Below are 21,990 nucleotides of genomic sequence, written 5' to 3' on the forward strand. Positions count from 1 at the left end.
TAAAAATACAAAAAAGGATGTAGTAGATTTGCTTTTACACAAATCTTCCTACATCCTCTCTTAAATCCCTATTTAGGTGCTGTCGCACAATGCGGTAGCACCTTTTATGTTATTCTAAAAAACTATTTTAATTTACTAATTTATTAGAATTTCACTACTTCTTTTATAGCTTCTACTACTCCATTATCATTATTACTTTTAGCAATAAATCTAGAAACCTTCTTTAAATCATCATGTGCATTTTCCATAGCAAAACTATAATAAGCACTACCCATCATTTCTAAATCATTAAGATAGTCCCCAAATACCATAGTTTCTTTATGATCTATATCTAGCATATCTTGAATTTTATTTATTGCCACTCCCTTATTTACACCTTTAGCAGTTATATCAAGCCAAATTTCTCCCGATACTGTTACTTGAAGCTTGTCCTTATAGTAATTATAGTAATTATTACTATTAAATTCTGAGCCTGAAAAATCACATATTGTTACCTTTAATATATCATCTTCCACTTTAGTTAAATCATCTACTATTTCATATCTTTCATAATATTTTTTTGTTTCTTTAACTAATCTCTCATCTCTACTTTCTATATAGGCTGATCTTTTACCACATACGATAACGTAAGAATTATCTATAGTTCTTCCTATTTTTATAAGCTCTTTTGCAATATTTTTATCTAAAGCATTAACAAGAATTTCTTCACCCTTGTAAACTACAAATGTACCATTCTCTGCTATAAACATCATATTGTCTTTTATTTTTTCAAATCTTTTTAAAAGATTATAATACTGTCTTCCACTTGCTGCTGCAAATATTATGTCCTTTTCCACAAGCTTATGATAAATATCAAAAAACTCCTGATTTATTTCATTATTTTCATTTAATAATGTTCCATCCATATCTGATGCTATTAATTTTATCATTTTTAAATTCCTTCCTTCTAATACAATAGTTTAACTTTAGTTTCCTTTAGAGCCTTTAATATATTTATATTTGGCTCTTTATCAGTGATTATATATTGAACTTCATCTAAGGTTGTAAATTTATAGGAACCATCTTTATAAAATTTATTATTATCTCCTAATAAATAAGTCACTCTACTAGAATTAATTATAGCCTTCTTTGTTTCAGCTTCATCTAAATTAAAGTTACTTATAAAATTTTCTTCTAAATTAATACCTCCAGCACCTATAAAGGCTTTATCTATTTTAAACTTTTTAATTTCTTCAATAGAAAAAGCTCCAACTGTTCCACCAAGCCTTTTATTATAGGTTCCTCCTATTTGAATTACATCTATATTTGGATTAAAATCAAATTCCATAGATATTCTATTCATATTGGTTATTATAGTTATTTTCTTATTAAAGTTAGCAAGTAAATTAGATACCATATAATTTGTACTAGAAATATCTAAAAAAATAACATCATCTTCTTCTATTTCATTAATTACTATGTTAGCAATATTTTCTTTTTCATCTAAATCTATAATTACTCTAGAAGAGGTATTTTCATTATGCTCTATTTTTCTTTCTAGAATTGCTCCACCATAGGTTCTCTTTATACCACCATATTGTTCTAATTTGCATAAATCCTTACGAATCATACCTTCAGAAACGTTAAATTTCTCGCTTAAATCTTTAACTCTAACTTTTCCATCTCTTTTAAGAATGGCTAATATATCCTCAAGTCTTTCTTCCATAAACACAAAAATGCACCTTCTTATAACTATTTATTATTAATTATTATCATTTATTACCGTTTATTATCATTCTATATCATTTTTTATATTAAAGCAACAAAAAAGAGACTGTATAAACAGCCTCATCTAATTAAAAATTATTTGTATTATTAAAACTTAATATCTCTTCATCATCTGTATTTTTACTCTTAGTTAAAAATACTCCTATAGTTATTCCTATAGCTCCTATTATAGCAAACAATATATAAACCGTAGTTCCCCCAAAACTTTCACTTAAAACATAAGGTGCTATAGTTGCAATTAAGTTATTAATCATATGCATAATAACAGCTGGCCATAAGGATTTTGTTTTATAGGTAACATATCCAAATATTAAACCTAAAAGTGTTGCATAGGCACCTTGAATTAAATTGAAATGGAATACTCCAAATAATACAGCTTGTATTATTATAGCCCATCTTACTGATATCTTTTTACTTAAAGTATTATAAATAACCCCTCTAAATAAAAATTCTTCAGCAAAAGGTGCAACGATTCCAACTGTAATAATAGAAAGAGTTAAACTACCACTACTAAGTGGTGCTAATATATCCTCCATATATTGAAATTGATTTGAAAATAATCCTGCTTCATCAATTAAACTTAATACTCCTGAATTAAATAACCAACAAGAAATACCTAAAATAATTGCAAAGCCAATATTAAAGCCACTAGTCTTTTTAATTTTAAGTTCCTCACTACAATTTTTCTTTCTTATTTTATAAATTAAAAATAAAATAAGAACAGTTATTATAGATGAAATTAATAGAAAGACATTAGTTATGCTTAATGTAAATTGTATAAGACTATCTAAGTCTGGGTTAACAGGATTCATACCATTAGTGGTATTTCCCATTTCATTTATTACATAGAATATTCCTATAATTACTCCCCCAATAACAGATACTAATAATTGAGACAACAATGCTACAATTAAGTACCCTATAGATGCAAAAAATGCTTTAACCTTTTCTTTCATAAAATCCTCTCCCTTCTAGCAAAATTTCCTATAAAATATATTATACCCTATTTTTACTTTTTATGCCATAAATTATAATCAATATCCAATTTTATTAAACTTGTAACTACCCTTAATTTATTTACCTTTATATAAAATTCTATAAAAATCTACTTAATAATATATATTTTTTCATAAATGCTCATAAAAGCTATCTTTTACCTTACTAATACTTTATTTTTTCTCAGCATTAGTTTAAAATTATATAGATGTTTATTATTTATATAATATTTGATTTAAAAGAAAAAAATAGTATATAACTATATATAATACTAAAAGATAATTTGTATAGGAGAGGTTTGCATATGTCAAATGAAAATATGTCATCTAACTTTATAAGAAATATAATTATTGAAGACTTAGAAAGCAAAAAGCATGATGAAATAATAACTCGTTTCCCACCAGAGCCAAACGGATACTTACATATAGGTCATGCTAAATCAATAGTTCTAAATTCAGGTCTAGCAGAAGAATTCAAAGGTAAATTTAATTTAAGATTTGATGATACTAATCCTACTAAAGAAGATACTGAATACGTTGAGTCAATTAAGGAAGATGTTAAGTGGCTAGGAGGTAACTGGGACAATATATATTTTGCCTCTAATTATTTCGATATTATGTATGATAAAGCTAAACTATTAATTAATAAAGGATTAGCTTATGTTTGTGATTTAACAGCAGAAGAAATAAAAGAATATAGAGGAACCTTAACTGAACCTGGAAAAGAAAGCCCTTATAGAAATAGATCTGTAGAAGAAAATCTTGATTTATTAGAAAGAATGAAAAAGGGTGAATTTGAAGATGGAACAAAGGTTTTAAGAGCTAAAATAGATATGTCTTCACCTAATATTAATATGAGGGATCCTATAATATATAGAATTGCCCATGCAACTCATCATAATACTGGAGATAAGTGGTGCATTTATCCTATGTATGATTTTGCACATCCTCTTGAAGATGCAATTGAAGGAATAACTCATTCAATTTGTACTTTAGAGTTTGAAGACCATAGACCTCTTTATGATTGGTTTGTTAAAGAATGTGAAATGGAACATACTCCAAGACAAATTGAATTTGCTAGACTTAACATGACTAACACTGTTATGAGTAAGAGAAAGCTTAAACAATTAGTTGATGAAAAAGTAGTTGATGGATGGGATGATCCAAGAATGCCAACAGTTTCTGGATTAAGAAGAAGAGGCTATACCCCTGAAGCAATCAGAAACTTCTGCTCTGCAATTGGAGTTTCTAAGGCAAATTCAGTAGTAGATTCTCAAATGCTTGAATATTTCATAAGAGAATACTTACAACTTAAAGCTAATGCAGCTATGGCTGTTATGAGACCTTTAAAAGTAGTTATAACTAATTACCCAGAAGGACAAACAGAAATGCTACCAGTTCCAAATAACGCTAAAAATGAAGAAGCTGGTACTAGAGAAGTTCCATTCTCAAGAGAAATTTATATAGAACAAGAAGACTTCATGGAAGTTCCTGTTAAGAAATACTTTAGATTATTCCCTGGAAATGAAGTTAGATTGATTGGTGCTTACTTTATAAAATGTAATGATGTAATAAAAGATGAAAATGGAAATGTAGTTGAATTACATTGTACTTATGATCCAGAAACTAAGAGTGGTTCTGGATTCACAGGAAGAAAAGTTAAAGGAACTATTCACTGGGTAGATGCAAAAACTGCAAAGCCTGCTGAATTTAGACTTTATGAACCATTAATATTGGACGATGCTCCTGAAAATGAAGGAAAGCATTTCTTAGAACAAATAAATCCTAATTCATTAGAAATATTAAATGGATTCATTGAAGAAACTACTGCTAATATTGCAAAGCCTCAAGATAAGTTCCAATTAGTAAGAAACGGATTCTTCAATGTAGATCCTAAATATACTACTGATGAAAAACTTGTATTTAATAGAATAGTTTCACTAAAGAGCTCATTCAAGATTAATAATTAAAAAATTAAAGAATGAAAAAATGAAAAAATGAAAAAATTATGGATGTAATTCAGTGAACTGGATTATTCAAATTTTTATGAGTTGCCTTTGGCAACTCTTTTTTTATAATTAAGTTAGTATAAGTTATATCTTAAAGTTCTTGTACTAATTGGTTATTTTTTATTGAAATATTTCTTCCTCAGTTATAAAATATTCTATGTATTTTAAATACACAATCATTAAACTTAAGATATATAGGAGGCACTTATGAATAATTTTACAACCATATTAATATTAACAATTGTTGGTGGACTTATTGGTTGGGTAACTAATATTTTAGCTATAAAGCTTTTATTTAGACCAATTAAACCAATTAAAATTCCTGTTTTAAATATTGAAATAATAGGCTTAATCCCTAAAAGAAAAAATGAAATTGCTGCTAACATAGGAGAAGTTATTTCTAATGAACTTCTTTCAATGGATGATATATTAGAAAAGGCCTTTGATAATTCTAATGGTGGAGATTTAAATTCTTATTTAATAGATAAAATTAAAAATGTAATAAATGAAAAATTAAATGTTATTCCTATGCCCTTTAGAATGATGGCATCTCCTTATATTGACGAAATATTAAATAATGAGGTTCCTAATGCAGTTAATGAAATTAGTACTGATTTACTAAATAAGGCTAAGGAAAATGTGGATATTCAAAAAATAGTTGAAGAAAAGATTAATGAATTAGATTTAGAAAAACTAGAGGATATAATAATTAAAGTAGCTAAAAAGGAATTAAAACATATTGAAATTCTAGGACTTGTCCTAGGTGCTGTTATTGGAATCCTTCAAGGAATTTTAGTTATTTTCCTTTAAATAAAAAGAAATATGTTATATTAGTTGCTTAGTTGTAAACCTTAATGAAAATACTGTATTACTATGATTTTAACATTGTAATACAGTATTTTTAAATTGATATAGTTTATTTTTCTAAATTAATAGTTATTTTCTCATTTTCTAATATTTTAATATTGGGATTGGAAATTAAATAATAGTATTCTTTATTATCATCTAAAGCTGGCAAAGTTAAAGTAAAGTTATATCCATCATCTATCCCATTAAATTTTATATCTTCAATTTTTACTTCATTTTTTCCCTTAGTCCATTCTTCTATACTACTATCATTTAAATTTTCTTCTTTATCTTCTCCATCTTTATCTGCACCCCAAAAATGAATATTTAAATTTTTTGTGCTGTTTAAATACTTATTAGCTTTAATGCTTATAGTTGTTTTATCCTCTTTAAAATCAACATTGTTTATAATATATTCTTCACCTGTTTGTAATTTAATTACTTTTTCTTCATTAAGTTTTCCTCTTATGCTCTTTCTACCTTCAAATATATCAATATAAGGAATCAGAGTTATGGATTTTGCTTCTTCTGAAGCCCCACTATATCTTATAGTACTATTTGCTATTAACGATTTATTAAAATTCATATTCCTCCTTAAACTTAGTGCCCCCATATCTAATGTCATTCCCATATTATCCATGGCAAAAAACCTTAATTGATTATCTTCTCTCCCTGATCCATAATTTTCAGTTGAACTGTCTAAAGTATTATTTATTAATATGTCACCATATATTATTGTATTTAGCTTACTTGTAATAACTTCTTTAACCTTATATATTCTATTATCAAAGTTAATTTCTTTATTAATTTTATATGTTTCCTTCCCCATATTTTTAGCATCTAATTCAATCTTATAAGTTAATTTTTTAGGATAATATCCAACCCAATTTCCATATAAATCATTAACTATAAATTCTATTTTAGCTTTATCAGACAATTCATTTTCTGTAAATGTATAAGAAGCTAATCCAACATAAGTATTATCAGCTATAAATTCCCCATCATTTTCTTCGTTTGTATACTCTATCTTTTGAAATCCACTTTTTATAATAGGAAATATTATTGGCTTCTCATCAAAGCCACTTTCTGATTTTAATTCATATGCTATAGCTAATTCTACTCCGTCATAATAAAGATTTTTAATTGTCATTGTAGTATCTTCATACTTTTTTGTTATATTAACATCTTTCGAACCCTTAACATATTTGTCACCAATTCCAATTGCTTCATTAATACTTTTAAATGTTATTCCTATAATTGGTAAACTTTCCGCATAGGCAGGCATAAATATATTAAAGGTTAGCATGCAAACTATAATTCCAGCTGCTAATCCAGATAAACTTTTTAATTTATTTTTTCTCTTTAATTCTCTATCTGGTAAATCCTCTAAAGTTTTTAATATATTATTTTTTATTTTATCTGGTACATCTATATTAATATTTCTTGCTTCATTTTTTAGAATTTCATTAAATTTATCCTTATCATAATTATTCATGATTGCTAACCTCACTTATAATATTATAAATTTTTTCTCTTCCTCTATTTAATCTAGACTTTACAGTTCCTTTAGCTATCTTTAGAGTCTTACTTATTTCGTCTATGGACATATCATCAAAATAGAATAACCACATAGTTAATCTTAATTCACTACTTAAGGAGTTAATTGCTTTAATCAAATCTAAATCCTTATATTTATCCTCATATAATTCATTATTAATTTTTAAATCCTCAATATAAGTAATCTTTTTACTCTTTCTTATAATATCATTACATTCATTTATCATAATTCTCGTTAACCATGTCTTAAAAAACTCTTCATTCTTCAAAGATGAAATCTTCTCATAAGCTTTAAGGATAGTATTTTGAAGAGAATCTTCTATATCATATTCATTATTTAACATACCTCTAGCTACAATATATAAAGACTTTAAGTTTTCATTAATCAAGCTATTAAAAGCTTCTTTATCCCCATTTATAGCTAATCTAACATAATTTCTCTTAAGTTTTTCATCTTTGTGCTTATTTAATATCCCTATAGGAACGATATTAGAAATATCCATTATGTTTCCCCTTCCACTCTAATATAGCTATGTTAACATGCTTTCACTTAATTAGACGTATACCTTTAATTAAAGGTTCCATTAAATATATAATTAATTTCTATAATAAAAAATGCACCTTCAAATATTAGAAAATTAAGTCTAATATTTGTGGTGCATTTACTAATTACTTCTTTTTACATATTATTTTAATTCAAATAATAGTTCATCTTCTAAAATTTTTCCTGTATCTTTAAATCCAAGGCTTTCATAAAGACTTCTTACCCTTCATAAGATTTTTCATCTTATGTCTTTCTTGACTCTTAGATTTTGATAAATTATATGCTTCTTCTTTTTTAAGCTTTTTATATCTTTCAAATCTATCTATATCAAGTTCTCCACTTTCTATAGCTTCTCTTACTGCACATTTAGGTTCATTTCTATGAGTACAATCTGAAAACTTACATTGTTTTTCTAACTCTTCTATATTTCCAAAGGATTTATCAACATCTGCAGATATTAATCCAAGCTCTCTCATTCCAGGAGTATCTATAATTACTCCTCCATCCACCAATAAAAACAACTCTCTATGAGTAGTTGTATGTCTTCCCTTATGATTTTCACTAATTGAATTAGTTTTTAAAACCTCTTTATTCAATAATTTATTTATAAGTGTAGATTTCCCTACCCCTGATGATCCAATAAAAGCTATTGTAGTTCCAGATTTAATATATTCTTTAACTTTCTCATATCCATTTCCATTTAAACTTGAAGTTACTAATATATCTATTCCTATAGCAGCTTCATTAACTTCATTAAGCCTTTCATCTATATCTTCACATAAATCTGACTTAGTTAATACTATAACTGGTGTTGCCATGCTATCCCAGGCAACAGCTATATATCTTTCAAGTCTACTAATATTAAAATCATTATTTAAAGCCATGCAGATAAATATATAATCAATATTTGCTGCAACAACCTGTGTGTCATACCTAGTACCAGCTATCTTCCTTGAAAAATAACTCTTTCTAGTTAATACTTTATGAATTATAGCATCACCATTTTTATTATCTGTTCTATCTAATAATACCCAATCCCCAACTACAGGATAATCAAAAGTACTATTTGAAGAATATGATAACTTTCCAGATACTCTTGCAAGCACTTCTCCTTCTTCAGTAACAACTCTATAAATATCCTTATATTGTACTGAAACTCTTCCTAAATAATAGTCTTCATTATAAATACTTGCTTCATTTACGTATCCTTCATTTAATCCTAATTCTAGTAAGTTTTTATTATTCATTCTTCCTCCCGAAATTAAATCATATTGGGAAGGATATTTATTGCTATACTGAAGTCACCTTCCCATAAATAACAATATAGTTCTTGTTTCCTCTTACTAAACTACTCATAAAACATCACATCCTTTCAGATAATTAATGATTATTACAAAAATAACCATTATATTTATTATATATTAATAATTGTAACTTTTATATATCTATTTAAATTTTATTTTAAAGCTCTCTTTTAACTTATGTTGATAATAGAAATTAAAAGTGTGTAATTTGAAATAATTTAATATTAGGAATTAGAACTATAATTATAACTATTCTCTTACTCCTATCTTCTTCTCCATATACTTACAATAATCCAATGCAAGAGACTTATTAAATACAATATTTTTGTCAGAAGTATAGCATGCAAGTGCTTCTTTTATTAATTCTTTATATTTACTATCAATATTTTTTATTCCCCATTCTCCACCTTCTTTTTTAGAAAGTACTAATCCATCTTGCACATATGCTAAAACTCTGCAAAGATTCAAAATAATATAAATTGAATTCTCTATTACTTCATCCTGTGAACTGGCAATATCTCTCTTAATACTATCTAAATATGCTTCCGATGGTATCTCTCCAAAAACATCATTAATTGGCTTTCCATATAAAACAATTCCACGATTCTTAGTAATGAGGAATTGAGCTGCTAAATCATGGTCTGTCCCATTCATTTTTTCAATATATTCTATGGGATTACTTTTATACCAGTTTAGATGCATATTTGAGAAATGCAAATCAAAGGTAGTTGGATAAGTAAAGTTTTTACAATATTTACTTCTAACTAAACTCATTTCTATTCCTTTCGCTGGTGCAATATCATTCAACGCAACAATAACATCCATGAATTTTTTCTTTTGAAAGTCTGTAATTTGGTTTTCTACTACAAATAAAATATCTAAATCGATTTTCATTGGATTAAAACACTCCATGGCAATAGACCCATGTAGGTATATTCCAATCAGATTCTCCTTGAAAATACAACAACTATCTTCAACTAATTTATATAATAACTTTTGAATTTCCATTATATTTCTCCTATAAAAATAAATATTCTTTAATTTGCTATTTAATAAAACTTAGTAATAATATATATTTTTATTATACATTTATCAAGATAGGAGAATTTTATGAAGAAAGCATTCTATGTTTTAATTTCTTTAGCCATATTACTATTTGTTGGTTGTACTAACAATTTAAAAACTAATATTCCAGAATTAAAAATAACTGTTGATGGAGCTGAAATCTTAGTTTCTAGAGGTAGCTATGAGTGGACTAATAATGTTGGTTTTTCTAGTAAAGAAACCGTTAATGCCGATTCAGCAAGTCCTGAACAAATTGCTGACACTATAAGTGGAACTAAAGTAAAGCCACAATCAGAATTAATCTTGTCTTCTTTTTTAAGTTTATCCATTACCTTTGATACTTCTTTTTTATCTATGCCTGTCTTTTCTGCAACTGCAGTGGCATTCATTGGCTCATCATTATTTTGAAAGCATTCTAATACAAGGTTATAATTTTCCATAACTTCAGCTCCTCTTTATTATTTCATATTTATTTTACATAAGATTTGATAATAATTTCAACTAGGAAATAAAAATCTTTATTAGAAAGTAATTACAATAAATGTTATTCTAATATTGTGTATATATTTTAAATAATAAATTTAAACTAGAAATTTATTATTTACACCTAGAATAATATATGGAGGGGCTATGAGTTACGAAATTATTGAACTAACCGATTTGCAATTAGAGGATATTGAAAGACGTTTGTCCGATTATGATAAAAATCATATTAAGTATGAAATGTCAGGTAGCATAAGAATTGGAGTTCTAGATAATAATGTTTTAATTGCAGGGGCAGATGCTTGCATAACCGCTTTTAAAATATTGTATGTCTCCACAGTATTTGTTAATGAAGATTACAGAAACAAAAGAATTGGAACCTTATTAATGAATGAAATTGAAAGGAGAGCTAATATATTAGGGGCAAATATAATTAGGCTAGATACTTTTGATTGGCAAGGAAGAGATTTTTATCTTTCTTTAGGATATGAGGAAGTTGGTTCTTATGAAAATAAAATAGACGGATTTTCAGAGTATTTCTTTATTAAAAGATTATAGTTTGTAGCAATAGCATTTTAAGCTTTGAAGTAAAAAAGAGGCTGCCATAAACAGCCTCTCAACACCATTATTTCAAAACTCCTTTAGGAGTTTTAACCTAAATTATGCATTGTGCACTATGCATTCATAATTATCCTATAGGTTTAAAAATGCTTCAAATCTAACTCTTACCTTATCTTCACCTAGTATTTGCATAATAGTATAAAGATCTGGAGTATTACTTCTATGAGATAAAGCTGCTCTTACAGCTCCTGCAACATCAGAAATCATTCCCTTAAAGGCATCTGGATTTGCTTTATATTCTTTTCTATTAGCACAATATCCAAGTTCTGCTCCAATAACCTTTAATTCTTCAAACCAAGCTTCTTGGCTTCCTGAATTAAAGTTGAATTTATCTTTATATACTTTAATTACTTCTTTTGCATTTTCTAATGTTAAAGTCTTTGGAAGTTCAACATTTTCTGCTGTTTCCTTATTAAATAATTCATCAAAGAAGTAGTCAACTTTTCCTCTTATTTCATCCCATTTAGCAAAATCTTTTCTTGGCTTTGGACCTTCTTTATCTATATTGAAGATTTCCTTAGACATTTTTTCATTTGCAGTTACTAAATCATACATTTCTTTATCGAATTCTTTAGCCCAATCTGTATAATAATCATATACTACATCAGCCTTCATCTTACAAATAACTTCTTTACTTACATCATTTAATTTAACTATATCAAATAATGCTCCTGATTTACTCATCTTATCTAAAGCTATTTCAAATTCATGATAATCTAAAGTAGGATTTTCAGTTCTCCAATCTTCAAAAGTAGAATTTATTATATTTAATAAATATTCAATAACTGATACTGTTGGATATCCAACTTCCTTATAATATGAAACTGCAGCTTCAGCATCTTTTCTCTTAGATAATTTTCTCTTAGAACCATTATCATTTTTCATTATTGTTGGTATATGAGCATAGTTTGGTCTTTCTAATCCTAAAGTATCAAATAATTGTACGTGTATAGGTAATGAAGATAACCATTCTTCTCCTCTTATAACATGAGTAGTTCTCATTAATGCATCATCTACAGCATGAGCAAAATGATAAGTTGGAAGCCCATCTCCCTTTATAATAACTATATCTTGATTATTTTCTGGGAAGCTTATATCACCCTTTATTAAATCATGGAATTCTACTCTATTTTCTATGTTTCCTGGTGACTTAAATCTAATTATGTAAGCATCTCCATTATTTATCTTTTTCATAGCTTCTTCAGGAGTTAAATTTCTATCCTTAGCATACTCTCCATAATAACCTGGAGTTATTTTTTCAGCAGTTTGTCTTTCTCTAAGTTCTGCTAATTCTTCTGGTGTATCAAAGGCTGGATAAGCTAATCCCTTCTTAATTAAATCCTTAGCAAAAGCTCTGTATATATCAGCTCTTTCGCTTTGTCTATATGGACCATACTCTCCCTTAGATGTATTATCTCCTGTCATTCCTTCATTAAAGTCCATACCAAAGTTATGCATAGTTTGAATTGTATCTTCAATAGCACCTTCAACTTCTCTTTTTTGGTCTGTATCTTCTATTCTTAAATAAAAAATCCCATCTGTTTGACTTGCTAATCTTTCATTAATTAATGCAGCAAAAACTCCACCAATATGTTGAAATCCTGTTGGTGATGGTGCGTATCTTGTTACTACTGCTCCTTCCTTTAAATTTCTTTTTGGATACTTTGCAATATAATCTTCTGGTGTTTTATCAATATTAGGGAATATTAATTCTGCTAACTTTTCTAAACTCATATTTATCTTCCTTCCGTTATTTTAATTATAAATAAAAAAGTCCTTCATCCTATAAATATTAGGACGAAAGACTAAATTTCCGCGTTACCACCTAAATTGATTAATTAAAAATTAATCCACTTAATCTCTTTAAGGGGAGAATCCCACAAACTTACTTACATTTATAAAATGCTTTTTCAGTTTATAGCTCCAGAGCTTCCTTCAATATAGTCAAATTTTAAGCTTCCACCCTTGCCTAAATCTCTGTAAAGTGACATTATATCTACTTTTCTCTTTCATAGCTTTATATTCATAGTTTATCATAAACATTATAACTATACATTTATAATTTGTAAATAATTTTATATTATTCATTTATATTAATATACTTCTAAATTTAATAACTTTTTAATCAAAAACTTTATAAAAGGAAAAGCCAAATAAATAGCTTTTCCTTATAAATACTAACCACTAATTAATTGCCACACCATTAACATATAACTTATATCCATTAAAGTTAATATTGATATTTGTAGTATCCTCATTTTCTAGTTCTGTTACATAAGAATCTCCCATTAGTGTTATTTTTGAATTACTATCAAGTTTTAGAAGAATACTTTTTGCTTCATTACTTTGATTTATAATACCTTCATAACTAGATGAAGTTAGATTTAATGTTAAAGTAGATATATTATCAGCTTCAATATTACCAACTAGCTTTTCATTACTTGCATTAAAGGTTAAATTTCCTCCATTTGAATTACTTTTTCCCCATTCAGAAGTACCTTTAGCACTAATTAAAATATTACTTCCATAACTTAATGTTGTATTTTCCAAATTAATTATGGCATTTGTATTGGTAATAAAAAACATTGGTGCTGTTTTATAATAATCAGAAGTTGACACAATACTTAAAGAAGAATCCTTTGCGGTAAAATTACCTGTTCCAACAGAGGCATCTCCAGACATGGATTGATAAATCATAACACCTGCTTGATCTACATCTCCTCTATTTCCTTTACCTGTTGCTTTTAAAGTTGAATTTGTAACAGTTGCAGAATTCTTTCCTTCGATTACAACCATTTGAGAAGCATTTGCTATTCCTTCTGTATTATTAATTGAAATATCTCCAGTGGAATAAATTATAGGTGAGCCACTACCATTTGTTTCTAAATTTGAATTATTTGCAATGACAGTTCCCTCTCCTCTATCAGTTGCTAAAGTTGCACAAGAACCACCTTGAGTTTTAATAGTTACCTTATCAGCTTCTATATATCCTCCATAGGTTGCATCAAGTCCTCTTGATGAACTACTTCCTGTTGTATTAATTGTAGAATCACTAATATAAATTTTAGAATCAGTTCCTGTTGAAAATACTGCATTACTTCCTTTTGCATTAGTTGTAATTGTTGCATTTGTTATTTTAGCTATTGAATTACTAGTTACTAATATTCCTGAATTTATTCCATAAAACTCTGAATTCTCAGTATTTGAGCTATCACCAGAATTTTTATTAATAATTGCATTTTCTAAAGTTAATTCTCCAGAATTTTTAACAAGAATTACACTTTTATCACTATCATTACTTTCATATGTTTCTTTTAAAGTTTCCTCTTTTCCATCTATTTCATTTGAAGCAGTAGCTGATGCTGACATATTATTGTTACTCCCCATATTTCCATTATTTAAAATTTTATTACTTTCACCACTACTTATTAATACATTTTTAGTAATATATAAATTTAATATAGTTAAAGCACTTGTTAAAATAATTACACTAAGAATAAATATTATTATTTTATTGGAATTCTTAAATGTTTCTTTTATTAATTTTTTATTTAAGTTTGACATTATTAAATAGATAATTATACTTGAAATTCCTAAGCTTTCAATTGCAAATAATACATAGAATATGATGCTTAAGTTATTACTTGATTCATTTATAGATGCTACATTTGCATCTGGTGCCATCATATTATTATTTTCTTCATTTGGCATTCCTGATGGTACTTCATTAGTATTTCCGCCACTAGGCATTTCTGGAGGTGCTTCACTTTTATTGTCCCCTGCTGGCTTTTCCGGAGGTGTTTCACTATTATTTTTACTTATTGAAGCTTCTGATGGTGGTTTACTGTTATTTTGAATCATATTTTGATTTGAAGATTCAATACTGTCTTTAGCAAAATTCAATGTAAAATAAAAAGATGTCCCTAATAAAATAATTAAAATTAAAGTAATAAGATTTTTAAATTTTCTAGACATTTTTTTCACTCTCCTTCTTAAATTAGATTAGTATACTAAAAAGTAATTGGTAAAATCTTTAATATATTTTACTTATTTACTATAATTATAAACCTAATTTATTACAGATTAGCGACAAAATATTATCTATGCTAGAATATTTAAATAAGTTAAATATAAATTTATATTCATTATATTTATTCTTCTAAATAATCACTATAAAGAATATTTAATTCATTTCTTGGCATTAAAGCCTCAACTAAATATCCCATTATTATTACTCCTGGTATATCTATTATAAGTCTTGATATTGTAAATTTATATCCTAGTGAAGAAACTTCAAATATTAATGTAGATATCTTAGTTACGCACCAGGCATTCATAAAAATAATTATATTACTAAATTTAACCCTCTTCTTTAAAAGTACCTTTGCAAAAGGAAAAGCTGCATACATAGGTCCTGCTGCAATTGATCCAATTAATATAGAAATACAAATACCTCTTATTCCTGAATTATCTCCCATATACTTCATCATAGTTTCTCTTGGTATCCATACATCCATAAGACCAAGTATTATCATTATTGGAGGTAAAACTTCAATCATTTGCTTAAAGCTTGCAAGTGCTATATTAAAGGACTTTAAACCTATGTCTTTATTAAAAATTGTTATAATTACTGTTACTAAACTTAGTATTATAAAAAAGAGATATCTTTTAATTAAATCCTTTATCATATCCTTGTCACCACCAATTCAACGAAAAAGCCTACTATTATGGAAAAAACAAAAGCTAATATATTTCTATAAATAGTTGCTCTTTTCCCTATATATTTAGCTTCTAATGGAATAGTAATTATTCCTATTAAGGTAAGAGTTGATATTAAGGTTGCAACCTGTGATATTCCTGCTCCACTATTAAGTAACATATTCCCAGTAGAAAAGGCTACAAATGTAGGTATCATTGCAATACTACCTAAAATTGCAGATAAAAATACTCCACCTATTCCACTATCACTCCCTATAATTTTTGATATCATTTCAGGAGTAAATATTGATAATGTTATCCCTACTACTAGTATTATTCCTAAAAATTGAGGCAATATATTTTCAATAGACTTCCATGCCTTTACAAATGCCTTCTTAGTTTTTTCTTTGTCTTTTCTATAAGATATTATAAGTACTATTACTGCTAATATATAAAAAAATAAACCACTCATACTATTTTCCTAAATTATTTATTATCAATATTAATATATAAATGCAAATTAATTAGGTGAATTTAATTATTGTTAATTAAAATTATTAACTACATAAATTTATCCAAATTTGTATAATTACATATACTATTGGTATAATTACTTATATAGGACAATTAGGTAAATTCTAATTAATAATTTCTTAGATATAAGTTAAGATAAATATAATTTAAATTAGTATTGGAGACTATATTATGAAAAAAATATTTTTAATAATTTCAATCATTTTATTATTACTAATTTCTTTTATTATAAGTTATAGATACTTAAGCATTAAGAATAATACTAAAGCTCCAGATGGTGAAAACAACAATGATTCGATTATTGATAATGATAATTCTAATCCCTCTTCTTTAGAGGATATACAATTAAAAAAAGCAAAAGAGTTATTGTCTAATATGAGCTTAGAAGAAAAAGTTGGACAAATGTTTTTAATTAGATGCAATAGAATTACTGCTCTTGAAGATATCAATAAATACAAGGTTGCTGGCTTTATATTATTCGATGAAAATATTCAAGGTGAAAATAAAGAAAGCTTATCAGCTAAAATTAAATCCTATCAAGAAAACTCATCTCTCAATATGATTATAGCAATAGATGAGGAAGGTGGCATTGTTAATAGATTAAGCTGGTATCCTGAATTTAGAGATGTTCCTTTTCATTCTCCTCAAGAATTATATAATGAAGGCGGCTATCCATTAATTATTAGTGATACAAAAGAAAAGGCAACTCTTTTGAAGTCCATTGGAATAAATATGAATTTAGCTCCAGTTGCTGATATTTCAATTGATCCTAACGATTATATTTATCCTAGATCCTTCGGAAAAAATGCTGAAGAAACTGCTACTTATATAAAAACTGTAGTTGAAACCATGAAAGAAAATAACATAGGTTCAGCTTTAAAACACTTTCCTGGTTATGGTAATAATTTAGACACACATTCAGGTTTATCTATTGATAATAGAAGCTATGAAAGCTTTATAAATAATGATTTTATTCCCTTTAAAGCAGGTATTGACGCAGGAGCAGATAGCATTTTAGTATCTCATAATATTATTAATTCTATGGATGAAACTCTTCCTGCTTCTATATCTAAAAAGGTTCATGATATTATTAGAGATAATTTAGGCTTTAATGGAGTAATAATGACAGATGATTTACAAATGAGTGCAATTAAAGAATATATAGGAGAAATTAATTCTGCAATTTTTGCTGTAAATGCTGGAAATGACTTAATTATTTCTTCAGATTATAGTATTCAAATTCCAACAGTAATTGAAGCTGTAAAAAATGGAGATATAAAAGAAGAAACTATTGATAATGCTGTTTTAAGAGTATTAAAACTAAAATTAAAGCTAGGAATTATATAAATATTAAGCATAATTCACTTCTCAATCAGTACAATTTTGACGGGAAAATTTATAGTGATAATTTTCATAGTAAAATCAAATAAAAAAGGTCGGGCAAAAATTTGCCCGATCTTTTTTTCATTTAATTATCCCTTTAAATATAACTTTAATTTAAAATAAATTCAAAATTATTCAAAGAATCATTTTCTATTGAGATATTATAGATTTTATTCTTATTACTATCAAAACTTATATTAAACTTTTGACTTATATATTCATTATCATGTTCATCTGTAACCTTAAGAGTAAATTCATCACTTTCTATATAAAATTTAAGTTTTTCTCCATACTCTATAAAGCTACTGTCAGCATTGGAAACTCCACCTGAACTATTTCGCTCATAAACTCCAATGCTCTTAAGCCTATATCCACTACTATTAGTTATAACCAAGTTATATGGTTCTTTTTTTTGAGAACAGCCACCAATAAAACCTAATATAAGAGTTACTAAAATTATAAAACTAATATTTAATTTAACTTTCATGAAATAATTATCCTCTTCTAGCAGATTGATATTCATTTCTGTACATAAACAATGTAATTAGGTTTAGTGTAATTGTAACAATAATAAGAATTAATGAAGCAAAAACTACGGCATTGGTAGTATCCATAAGAGCAGACCAGTCTGAAATATTAATTAAATAATTGGTATAGATAATCTGAAATAATATTGAAATAGAACAAAGACTTAAACTTATTACTGAAAGGGCTGTCCAATTTCTTTGTTTTGACTTATTGTATTTAGTAATATTAATAATAGGAAGTATCCAAGAAATTAATCCAAGTATTAAACTAGCTGGATTAAGTAAAGCTATCATCTCATTCTCCTTTTTTAAACTTAATTTAAGAATTTTATATAATCTAAGTTTTCACTTTATTATTTGATAGGCTGACAAATAATCAGCCTATCTCTTTTTCTCTCCCAAATAAATGTTTTTATTTTAATACTTTGTTATTAAAATAGTTATATTCGTACCAATGCTTTGTAGAATATTTCTTATTTTCCCAATTAAAATAATATTCAGGACTTATTAATCCCTTATCTCTACCTTCATTTATAGCACTCTCTGCATCTAAAGATAGAGTTGATATATACCATAAATCTATTTCTTCTCTTTGGTTTATAAGTTTAATGTTTTCCTTTGCTATAAAATTATCTATATTACAATAATTTAAAGCAATATATATTACCATGCCTGTTATAGCAATTGGTTTGAATAATGTCTTTTCTGTCCATATAAATATTAAAAGGAAGAAGAGTGATATACATAAAAAGACTGTAAAGGCTTGAACTAAAATCCTAAGTCTTGTATATCCAAACTCTCCAATATATAAATTCATCTTATATATTGCAGCTCCCCCCATATTTATAGTTAAAACTGTAATTATGCTATAAACAGTATTTAAAATCTTCTTTGTTTTTGTTGAATTAACAATAGTTTTCAATTTAATAGAAATTATCATTATAAGATTTATTGCCACTAAAAATACTAATTGGAAGAATCCACTTCTTGCATAATGTGAAAAACTAACCCCTGCTGGCAATTCTTTATTTAAATATAAATAAGAAACTTGTATCTTTGTAAATACTAAATATACTAAAATAATTGAAACTAAAACTGTAATTATTGTAGTAGCATTAAAATTCCTCTTAAGGCTTATATTATTAATTCTTTTAATCTTAGTAGCTGATAATGTATAATTTAATCCATAAACTAAAAACATAACAGCTATTGCTATTACAACTCTAACAATGAAATCAAAAACATTTTCTATATTAATATAATCCCAAATATTAGATAAATAATAACTGAATACCTCATCTGCTCCTGAAAGTAACATTAATAAAACTATAACTAAAGGGATAGAAATCAGTATTCCTTTTAATATATTTTTTGAATATTTATTTTTACTCTCCTTATCAGAATTACCAAATCTCTCTTTTACTTCAACTGAAAGTTTTGAAGTGTTTTCTATAGATTTACCAATTATTAATTCTAAGAAAGCAGTTATAAATGTAGCTAACTTAAATGGTATATTATCGTAAGTTAACAATAAGAATCCTGAAAATAAGCTAATTGGAACAAGGCTTATATTTAAAACTCTAAAAAATTCATTTGTAAATATAGCATAGGTTGTAGAAAGAATTATACTTGAAATAACAAAAAAGAATCCTAAAAAGTTCTTATTTTTAATACCTACAATATTTATAAATAAAATGCATATTAAAGCAATTATAATTGGAACTGAAATCCCTAAATAATTAAATACAAATATTGAAAATAAGGCTCCTACAAGTAGTGATAAAGCAATAAGATTTAAAGCTTTCTTATTATTCATTCTTCCATTTTCTAATTCCATAAACTTATTACTTTTATAAGATTTAGTGTTAATTCCATAAGCTTTTGATAATGCTTCAACTGCTAGGGATTTATAGTTAATTAAATTACACTTTCTAACTACATTTAATAATAATTCTTCTTCAAATTTATTAAGATTATTTGTAAATCTACAATCTTCAAATATTATATCCTCATTTAATATCTTAACTTCACTGTTAGTTGCATCTATAAAAACTAAACTAACATTGTAATTATTAAGTTTAAAATTTCTTTCGTGTCTTATTAATTTTGATACGCCTACTTCTACATTATCTTTACTCCATCTTTCTATACATTTTTCTGGAGTTTCATTTTCTTGCATTACTATTATTGGCAATCTATTAGTGTTTCTCTTAAGTAAAAGTAACTTTTCATCCTTCATTAAAACTAATGATACTACATTGACCATATTATCCCTCCTCTATTTAATCATCTACATATTCCAATATATCTCCTGGTTGACAATTAAGTTCTCTGCAAATAGATTCTAAAGTTGAAAATCTTATTGCCTTTGCCTTATTATTTTTTAGTATTGAAAGGTTTGCGTTGGTAATACCCACTCTTTCTGCTAATTCATTTAAAGAAATTTTTCTCTTCGCCATCATAACATCTAAATTTACTACTATTCCCACGTTATTCTCCTTATCATATAGTTAAATCATTTTCTTCTTTAAAAGATACAGCTTTGTCAAATACCTTTGCTAGAATATAAATAAAGGCAGCTGCAAATAAAAATATAAATACCTCCATATCAGTATGTATTCCCATATTATCTACGTAAATGAATTTAAATTCCTTAAAATTAGAATTTATAAATAAATTTATTAAATAACATATAGATATTAATAAACATGATATAGATATTTTTTTAAAAGCTATTGCATTAGACCTAACAAAGGGATCCCCCTTTATTAATGTATTAATTATTCCTTTTAGCATAAAAACTATATAAAATAGATTACCTATTCCTACAACTAGTAATAATATTATTAGTCCTTTGTCAATTATTACATCTTCTATACCTTTAGATATAAAAGTATTGTAAACAAGTATCCCTGTAAGGATAATACCAAAAACAATTGTAATACTAAGAATAATTGATAGTACACTAGATAACTTTTTTTCTTTGTTCATTTCCATATAATACCTCCACCTTTAAATATATATTAGCATCTTTCATAATCTTTATCAAGATATTTTTATCGAAAAACAATAAATTCATCCCCTTTTTAAACTAACTTATTCTTTAGACTATAAGTTAAACAAAAAATACATTAAATTATTTAATTGTAATAAATAGGTAGTTATATTATTATAGTATTAAATTAAAACTCATTTTAATTGCTCATTAAGTATAAATTAGTTCTTATTTTTCTATAGATAAATTTACTTATAAAAAGGAGATATCATTATGACAAGATCAATTTCAAAAGAATATTTACTTTTTTCTATGGATGAGACAGGAAAACTTATTAAAAAAGATAATAGAATATATTTTTTAACTTCTTGCTTAATAGAATTACTCTTAAAGGATGTTGTCTATATTGAAAATGAAAATCTATATATAAAAAATCAACTCCAGGAAGAAAATAATCATCTATTGCCTCTCTATAAGACAATAAAATATTCTGCTGCAATGAAACCTGCTGAATTATTACTTGGTGTACCATTAAATGAATTATTTAATAGTGTAAAAGAAGCCTTAATTAAAGAAAAAAAGACAATAGAAATAAAAGAAATAAAAATATTTGGTAAAGATAAAATTTATATTATTTCAAAGGATACTGAAATCAATAATAT

Annotated in this window: 22 protein-coding genes and 1 other annotated feature; of the genes, 6 read left to right on the forward strand and 16 right to left on the reverse strand. The window is 26.3% G+C overall.

Annotation, left to right across the window (positions count from 1 at the left end):
- Positions 1-143: 143 nt before the first annotated feature.
- The 3 genes from HUJ77_RS05105 to HUJ77_RS05115 form a co-directional block, all read right to left on the reverse strand.
- On the reverse strand, positions 144-929 hold the full coding sequence (locus tag HUJ77_RS05105; RefSeq protein ID WP_291707501.1) for an HAD family hydrolase: 786 nt from the start codon (positions 927-929) through the stop codon (positions 144-146).
- A gap of 17 nt (positions 930-946) precedes the next feature.
- Positions 947-1,705 (reverse strand): DeoR/GlpR family DNA-binding transcription regulator, encoded by a 759-nt coding sequence (locus HUJ77_RS05110; RefSeq protein WP_291707502.1) that lies wholly within the window; start codon positions 1,703-1,705, stop codon positions 947-949.
- A 130-nt stretch (positions 1,706-1,835) separates the two neighbouring features.
- On the reverse strand, positions 1,836-2,723 hold the full coding sequence (locus HUJ77_RS05115) for a type II CAAX endopeptidase family protein (RefSeq protein ID WP_291707503.1): 888 nt from the start codon (positions 2,721-2,723) through the stop codon (positions 1,836-1,838).
- A 344-nt stretch (positions 2,724-3,067) separates the two neighbouring features.
- Here HUJ77_RS05115 and HUJ77_RS05120 point away from each other — a divergent pair, with 344 nt between their 5' ends.
- A complete protein-coding gene (locus tag HUJ77_RS05120; protein WP_291707504.1) occupies positions 3,068-4,732 on the forward strand; it encodes a glutamine--tRNA ligase/YqeY domain fusion protein in 1,665 nt (554 codons plus the stop codon).
- A 246-nt stretch (positions 4,733-4,978) separates the two neighbouring features.
- On the forward strand, positions 4,979-5,581 hold the full coding sequence (locus tag HUJ77_RS05125) for a DUF445 family protein (protein ID WP_291707505.1): 603 nt from the start codon (positions 4,979-4,981) through the stop codon (positions 5,579-5,581).
- A 106-nt stretch (positions 5,582-5,687) separates the two neighbouring features.
- Here the strand turns inward: HUJ77_RS05125 and HUJ77_RS05130 are convergent, their stop codons facing one another.
- The 4 genes from HUJ77_RS05130 to HUJ77_RS05145 all read right to left on the reverse strand — a co-directional run bounded on the left by HUJ77_RS05130 (position 5,688) and on the right by HUJ77_RS05145 (position 10,030).
- Positions 5,688-7,112, reverse strand: coding sequence for a DUF4179 domain-containing protein (locus HUJ77_RS05130; RefSeq protein WP_291707506.1), 1,425 nt, complete (start codon positions 7,110-7,112; stop codon positions 5,688-5,690).
- Positions 7,105-7,677 carry a sigma-70 family RNA polymerase sigma factor gene (locus HUJ77_RS05135; RefSeq protein WP_291707507.1) on the reverse strand — a complete coding sequence of 191 codons (573 nt, stop codon included), beginning with the start codon at positions 7,675-7,677 and terminating at the stop codon, positions 7,105-7,107. Before HUJ77_RS05135 ends, HUJ77_RS05130 begins: the two co-directional genes overlap by 8 nt.
- A 247-nt stretch (positions 7,678-7,924) precedes the next feature.
- A complete protein-coding gene (gene rsgA / locus HUJ77_RS05140; protein WP_291707508.1) occupies positions 7,925-8,965 on the reverse strand; it encodes a ribosome small subunit-dependent GTPase A in 1,041 nt (346 codons plus the stop codon).
- A gap of 306 nt (positions 8,966-9,271) precedes the next feature.
- Positions 9,272-10,030: a DUF4111 domain-containing protein gene (locus HUJ77_RS05145; RefSeq protein ID WP_291707509.1), complete on the reverse strand. Its 759-nt coding sequence runs from the start codon at positions 10,028-10,030 to the stop codon at positions 9,272-9,274.
- A gap of 102 nt (positions 10,031-10,132) precedes the next feature.
- On the opposite strand from HUJ77_RS05145, the gene HUJ77_RS05150 reads away from it, so the two are divergent.
- Both HUJ77_RS05150 and HUJ77_RS05155 read left to right on the forward strand, forming a co-directional pair.
- On the forward strand, positions 10,133-10,495 hold the full coding sequence (locus HUJ77_RS05150) for a hypothetical protein (protein ID WP_291707510.1): 363 nt from the start codon (positions 10,133-10,135) through the stop codon (positions 10,493-10,495).
- A 222-nt stretch (positions 10,496-10,717) separates the two neighbouring features.
- Positions 10,718-11,128, forward strand: coding sequence for a GNAT family N-acetyltransferase (locus HUJ77_RS05155; RefSeq protein WP_291707511.1), 411 nt, complete (start codon positions 10,718-10,720; stop codon positions 11,126-11,128).
- 135 nt (positions 11,129-11,263) lie between these two features.
- Here HUJ77_RS05155 and gltX read toward each other — a convergent pair whose 3' ends face one another.
- The 4 genes from gltX to HUJ77_RS05175 form a co-directional block, all read right to left on the reverse strand.
- Complete coding sequence (gene gltX, locus HUJ77_RS05160) at positions 11,264-12,925, reverse strand: glutamate--tRNA ligase (protein WP_291707512.1); 1,662 nt, start codon at positions 12,923-12,925, stop codon at positions 11,264-11,266.
- Positions 12,926-12,981: 56 nt separating this feature from the next.
- Positions 12,982-13,213: a binding site (T-box leader), on the reverse strand.
- Between the two features lie 162 nt (positions 13,214-13,375).
- Entirely contained in the window at positions 13,376-15,166 is a 1,791-nt protein-coding gene (locus tag HUJ77_RS05165) for a hypothetical protein (RefSeq protein ID WP_291707513.1), read from the reverse strand.
- A gap of 176 nt (positions 15,167-15,342) precedes the next feature.
- Positions 15,343-15,879: a permease gene (locus HUJ77_RS05170; protein WP_291707514.1), complete on the reverse strand. Its 537-nt coding sequence runs from the start codon at positions 15,877-15,879 to the stop codon at positions 15,343-15,345.
- Positions 15,876-16,361 carry a permease gene (locus HUJ77_RS05175; protein ID WP_291707515.1) on the reverse strand — a complete coding sequence of 162 codons (486 nt, stop codon included), beginning with the start codon at positions 16,359-16,361 and terminating at the stop codon, positions 15,876-15,878. Before HUJ77_RS05175 ends, HUJ77_RS05170 begins: the two co-directional genes overlap by 4 nt.
- A gap of 233 nt (positions 16,362-16,594) precedes the next feature.
- Here HUJ77_RS05175 and HUJ77_RS05180 point away from each other — a divergent pair, with 233 nt between their 5' ends.
- Positions 16,595-17,770: a glycoside hydrolase family 3 N-terminal domain-containing protein gene (locus tag HUJ77_RS05180; protein WP_291707516.1), complete on the forward strand. Its 1,176-nt coding sequence runs from the start codon at positions 16,595-16,597 to the stop codon at positions 17,768-17,770.
- Between the two features lie 145 nt (positions 17,771-17,915).
- On the opposite strand, the gene HUJ77_RS05185 is transcribed toward HUJ77_RS05180, so the two are convergent.
- From HUJ77_RS05185 to HUJ77_RS05205, 5 genes are all read right to left on the reverse strand, one after another.
- The gene (locus tag HUJ77_RS05185; RefSeq protein WP_291707517.1) at positions 17,916-18,293 is read right to left on the reverse strand and encodes a hypothetical protein; all 378 of its coding nucleotides are present in this window, start codon (positions 18,291-18,293) and stop codon (positions 17,916-17,918) included.
- 7 nt (positions 18,294-18,300) lie between these two features.
- Positions 18,301-18,627, reverse strand: a complete 327-nt coding sequence (locus HUJ77_RS05190) for a hypothetical protein (protein WP_291707518.1) — start codon at positions 18,625-18,627, stop codon at positions 18,301-18,303.
- 118 nt (positions 18,628-18,745) lie between these two features.
- Positions 18,746-20,599 carry a DUF4173 domain-containing protein gene (locus HUJ77_RS05195; protein ID WP_291707519.1) on the reverse strand — a complete coding sequence of 618 codons (1,854 nt, stop codon included), beginning with the start codon at positions 20,597-20,599 and terminating at the stop codon, positions 18,746-18,748.
- Between the two features lie 16 nt (positions 20,600-20,615).
- Entirely contained in the window at positions 20,616-20,822 is a 207-nt protein-coding gene (locus tag HUJ77_RS05200; RefSeq protein WP_291707520.1) for a helix-turn-helix transcriptional regulator, read from the reverse strand.
- Between the two features lie 13 nt (positions 20,823-20,835).
- On the reverse strand, positions 20,836-21,330 hold the full coding sequence (locus tag HUJ77_RS05205; RefSeq protein ID WP_291707521.1) for a DUF2975 domain-containing protein: 495 nt from the start codon (positions 21,328-21,330) through the stop codon (positions 20,836-20,838).
- Between the two features lie 271 nt (positions 21,331-21,601).
- Between HUJ77_RS05205 and HUJ77_RS05210 the strand changes: the two genes are divergently transcribed.
- A partial coding sequence (locus tag HUJ77_RS05210; RefSeq protein WP_291707522.1) for a hypothetical protein occupies positions 21,602-21,990 on the forward strand: 389 nt, incomplete at its 3' end.

It is taken from the genome of Clostridium sp., from assembly GCF_021443865.1.
Lineage (GTDB): Bacteria > Bacillota > Clostridia > Clostridiales > Clostridiaceae > Clostridium.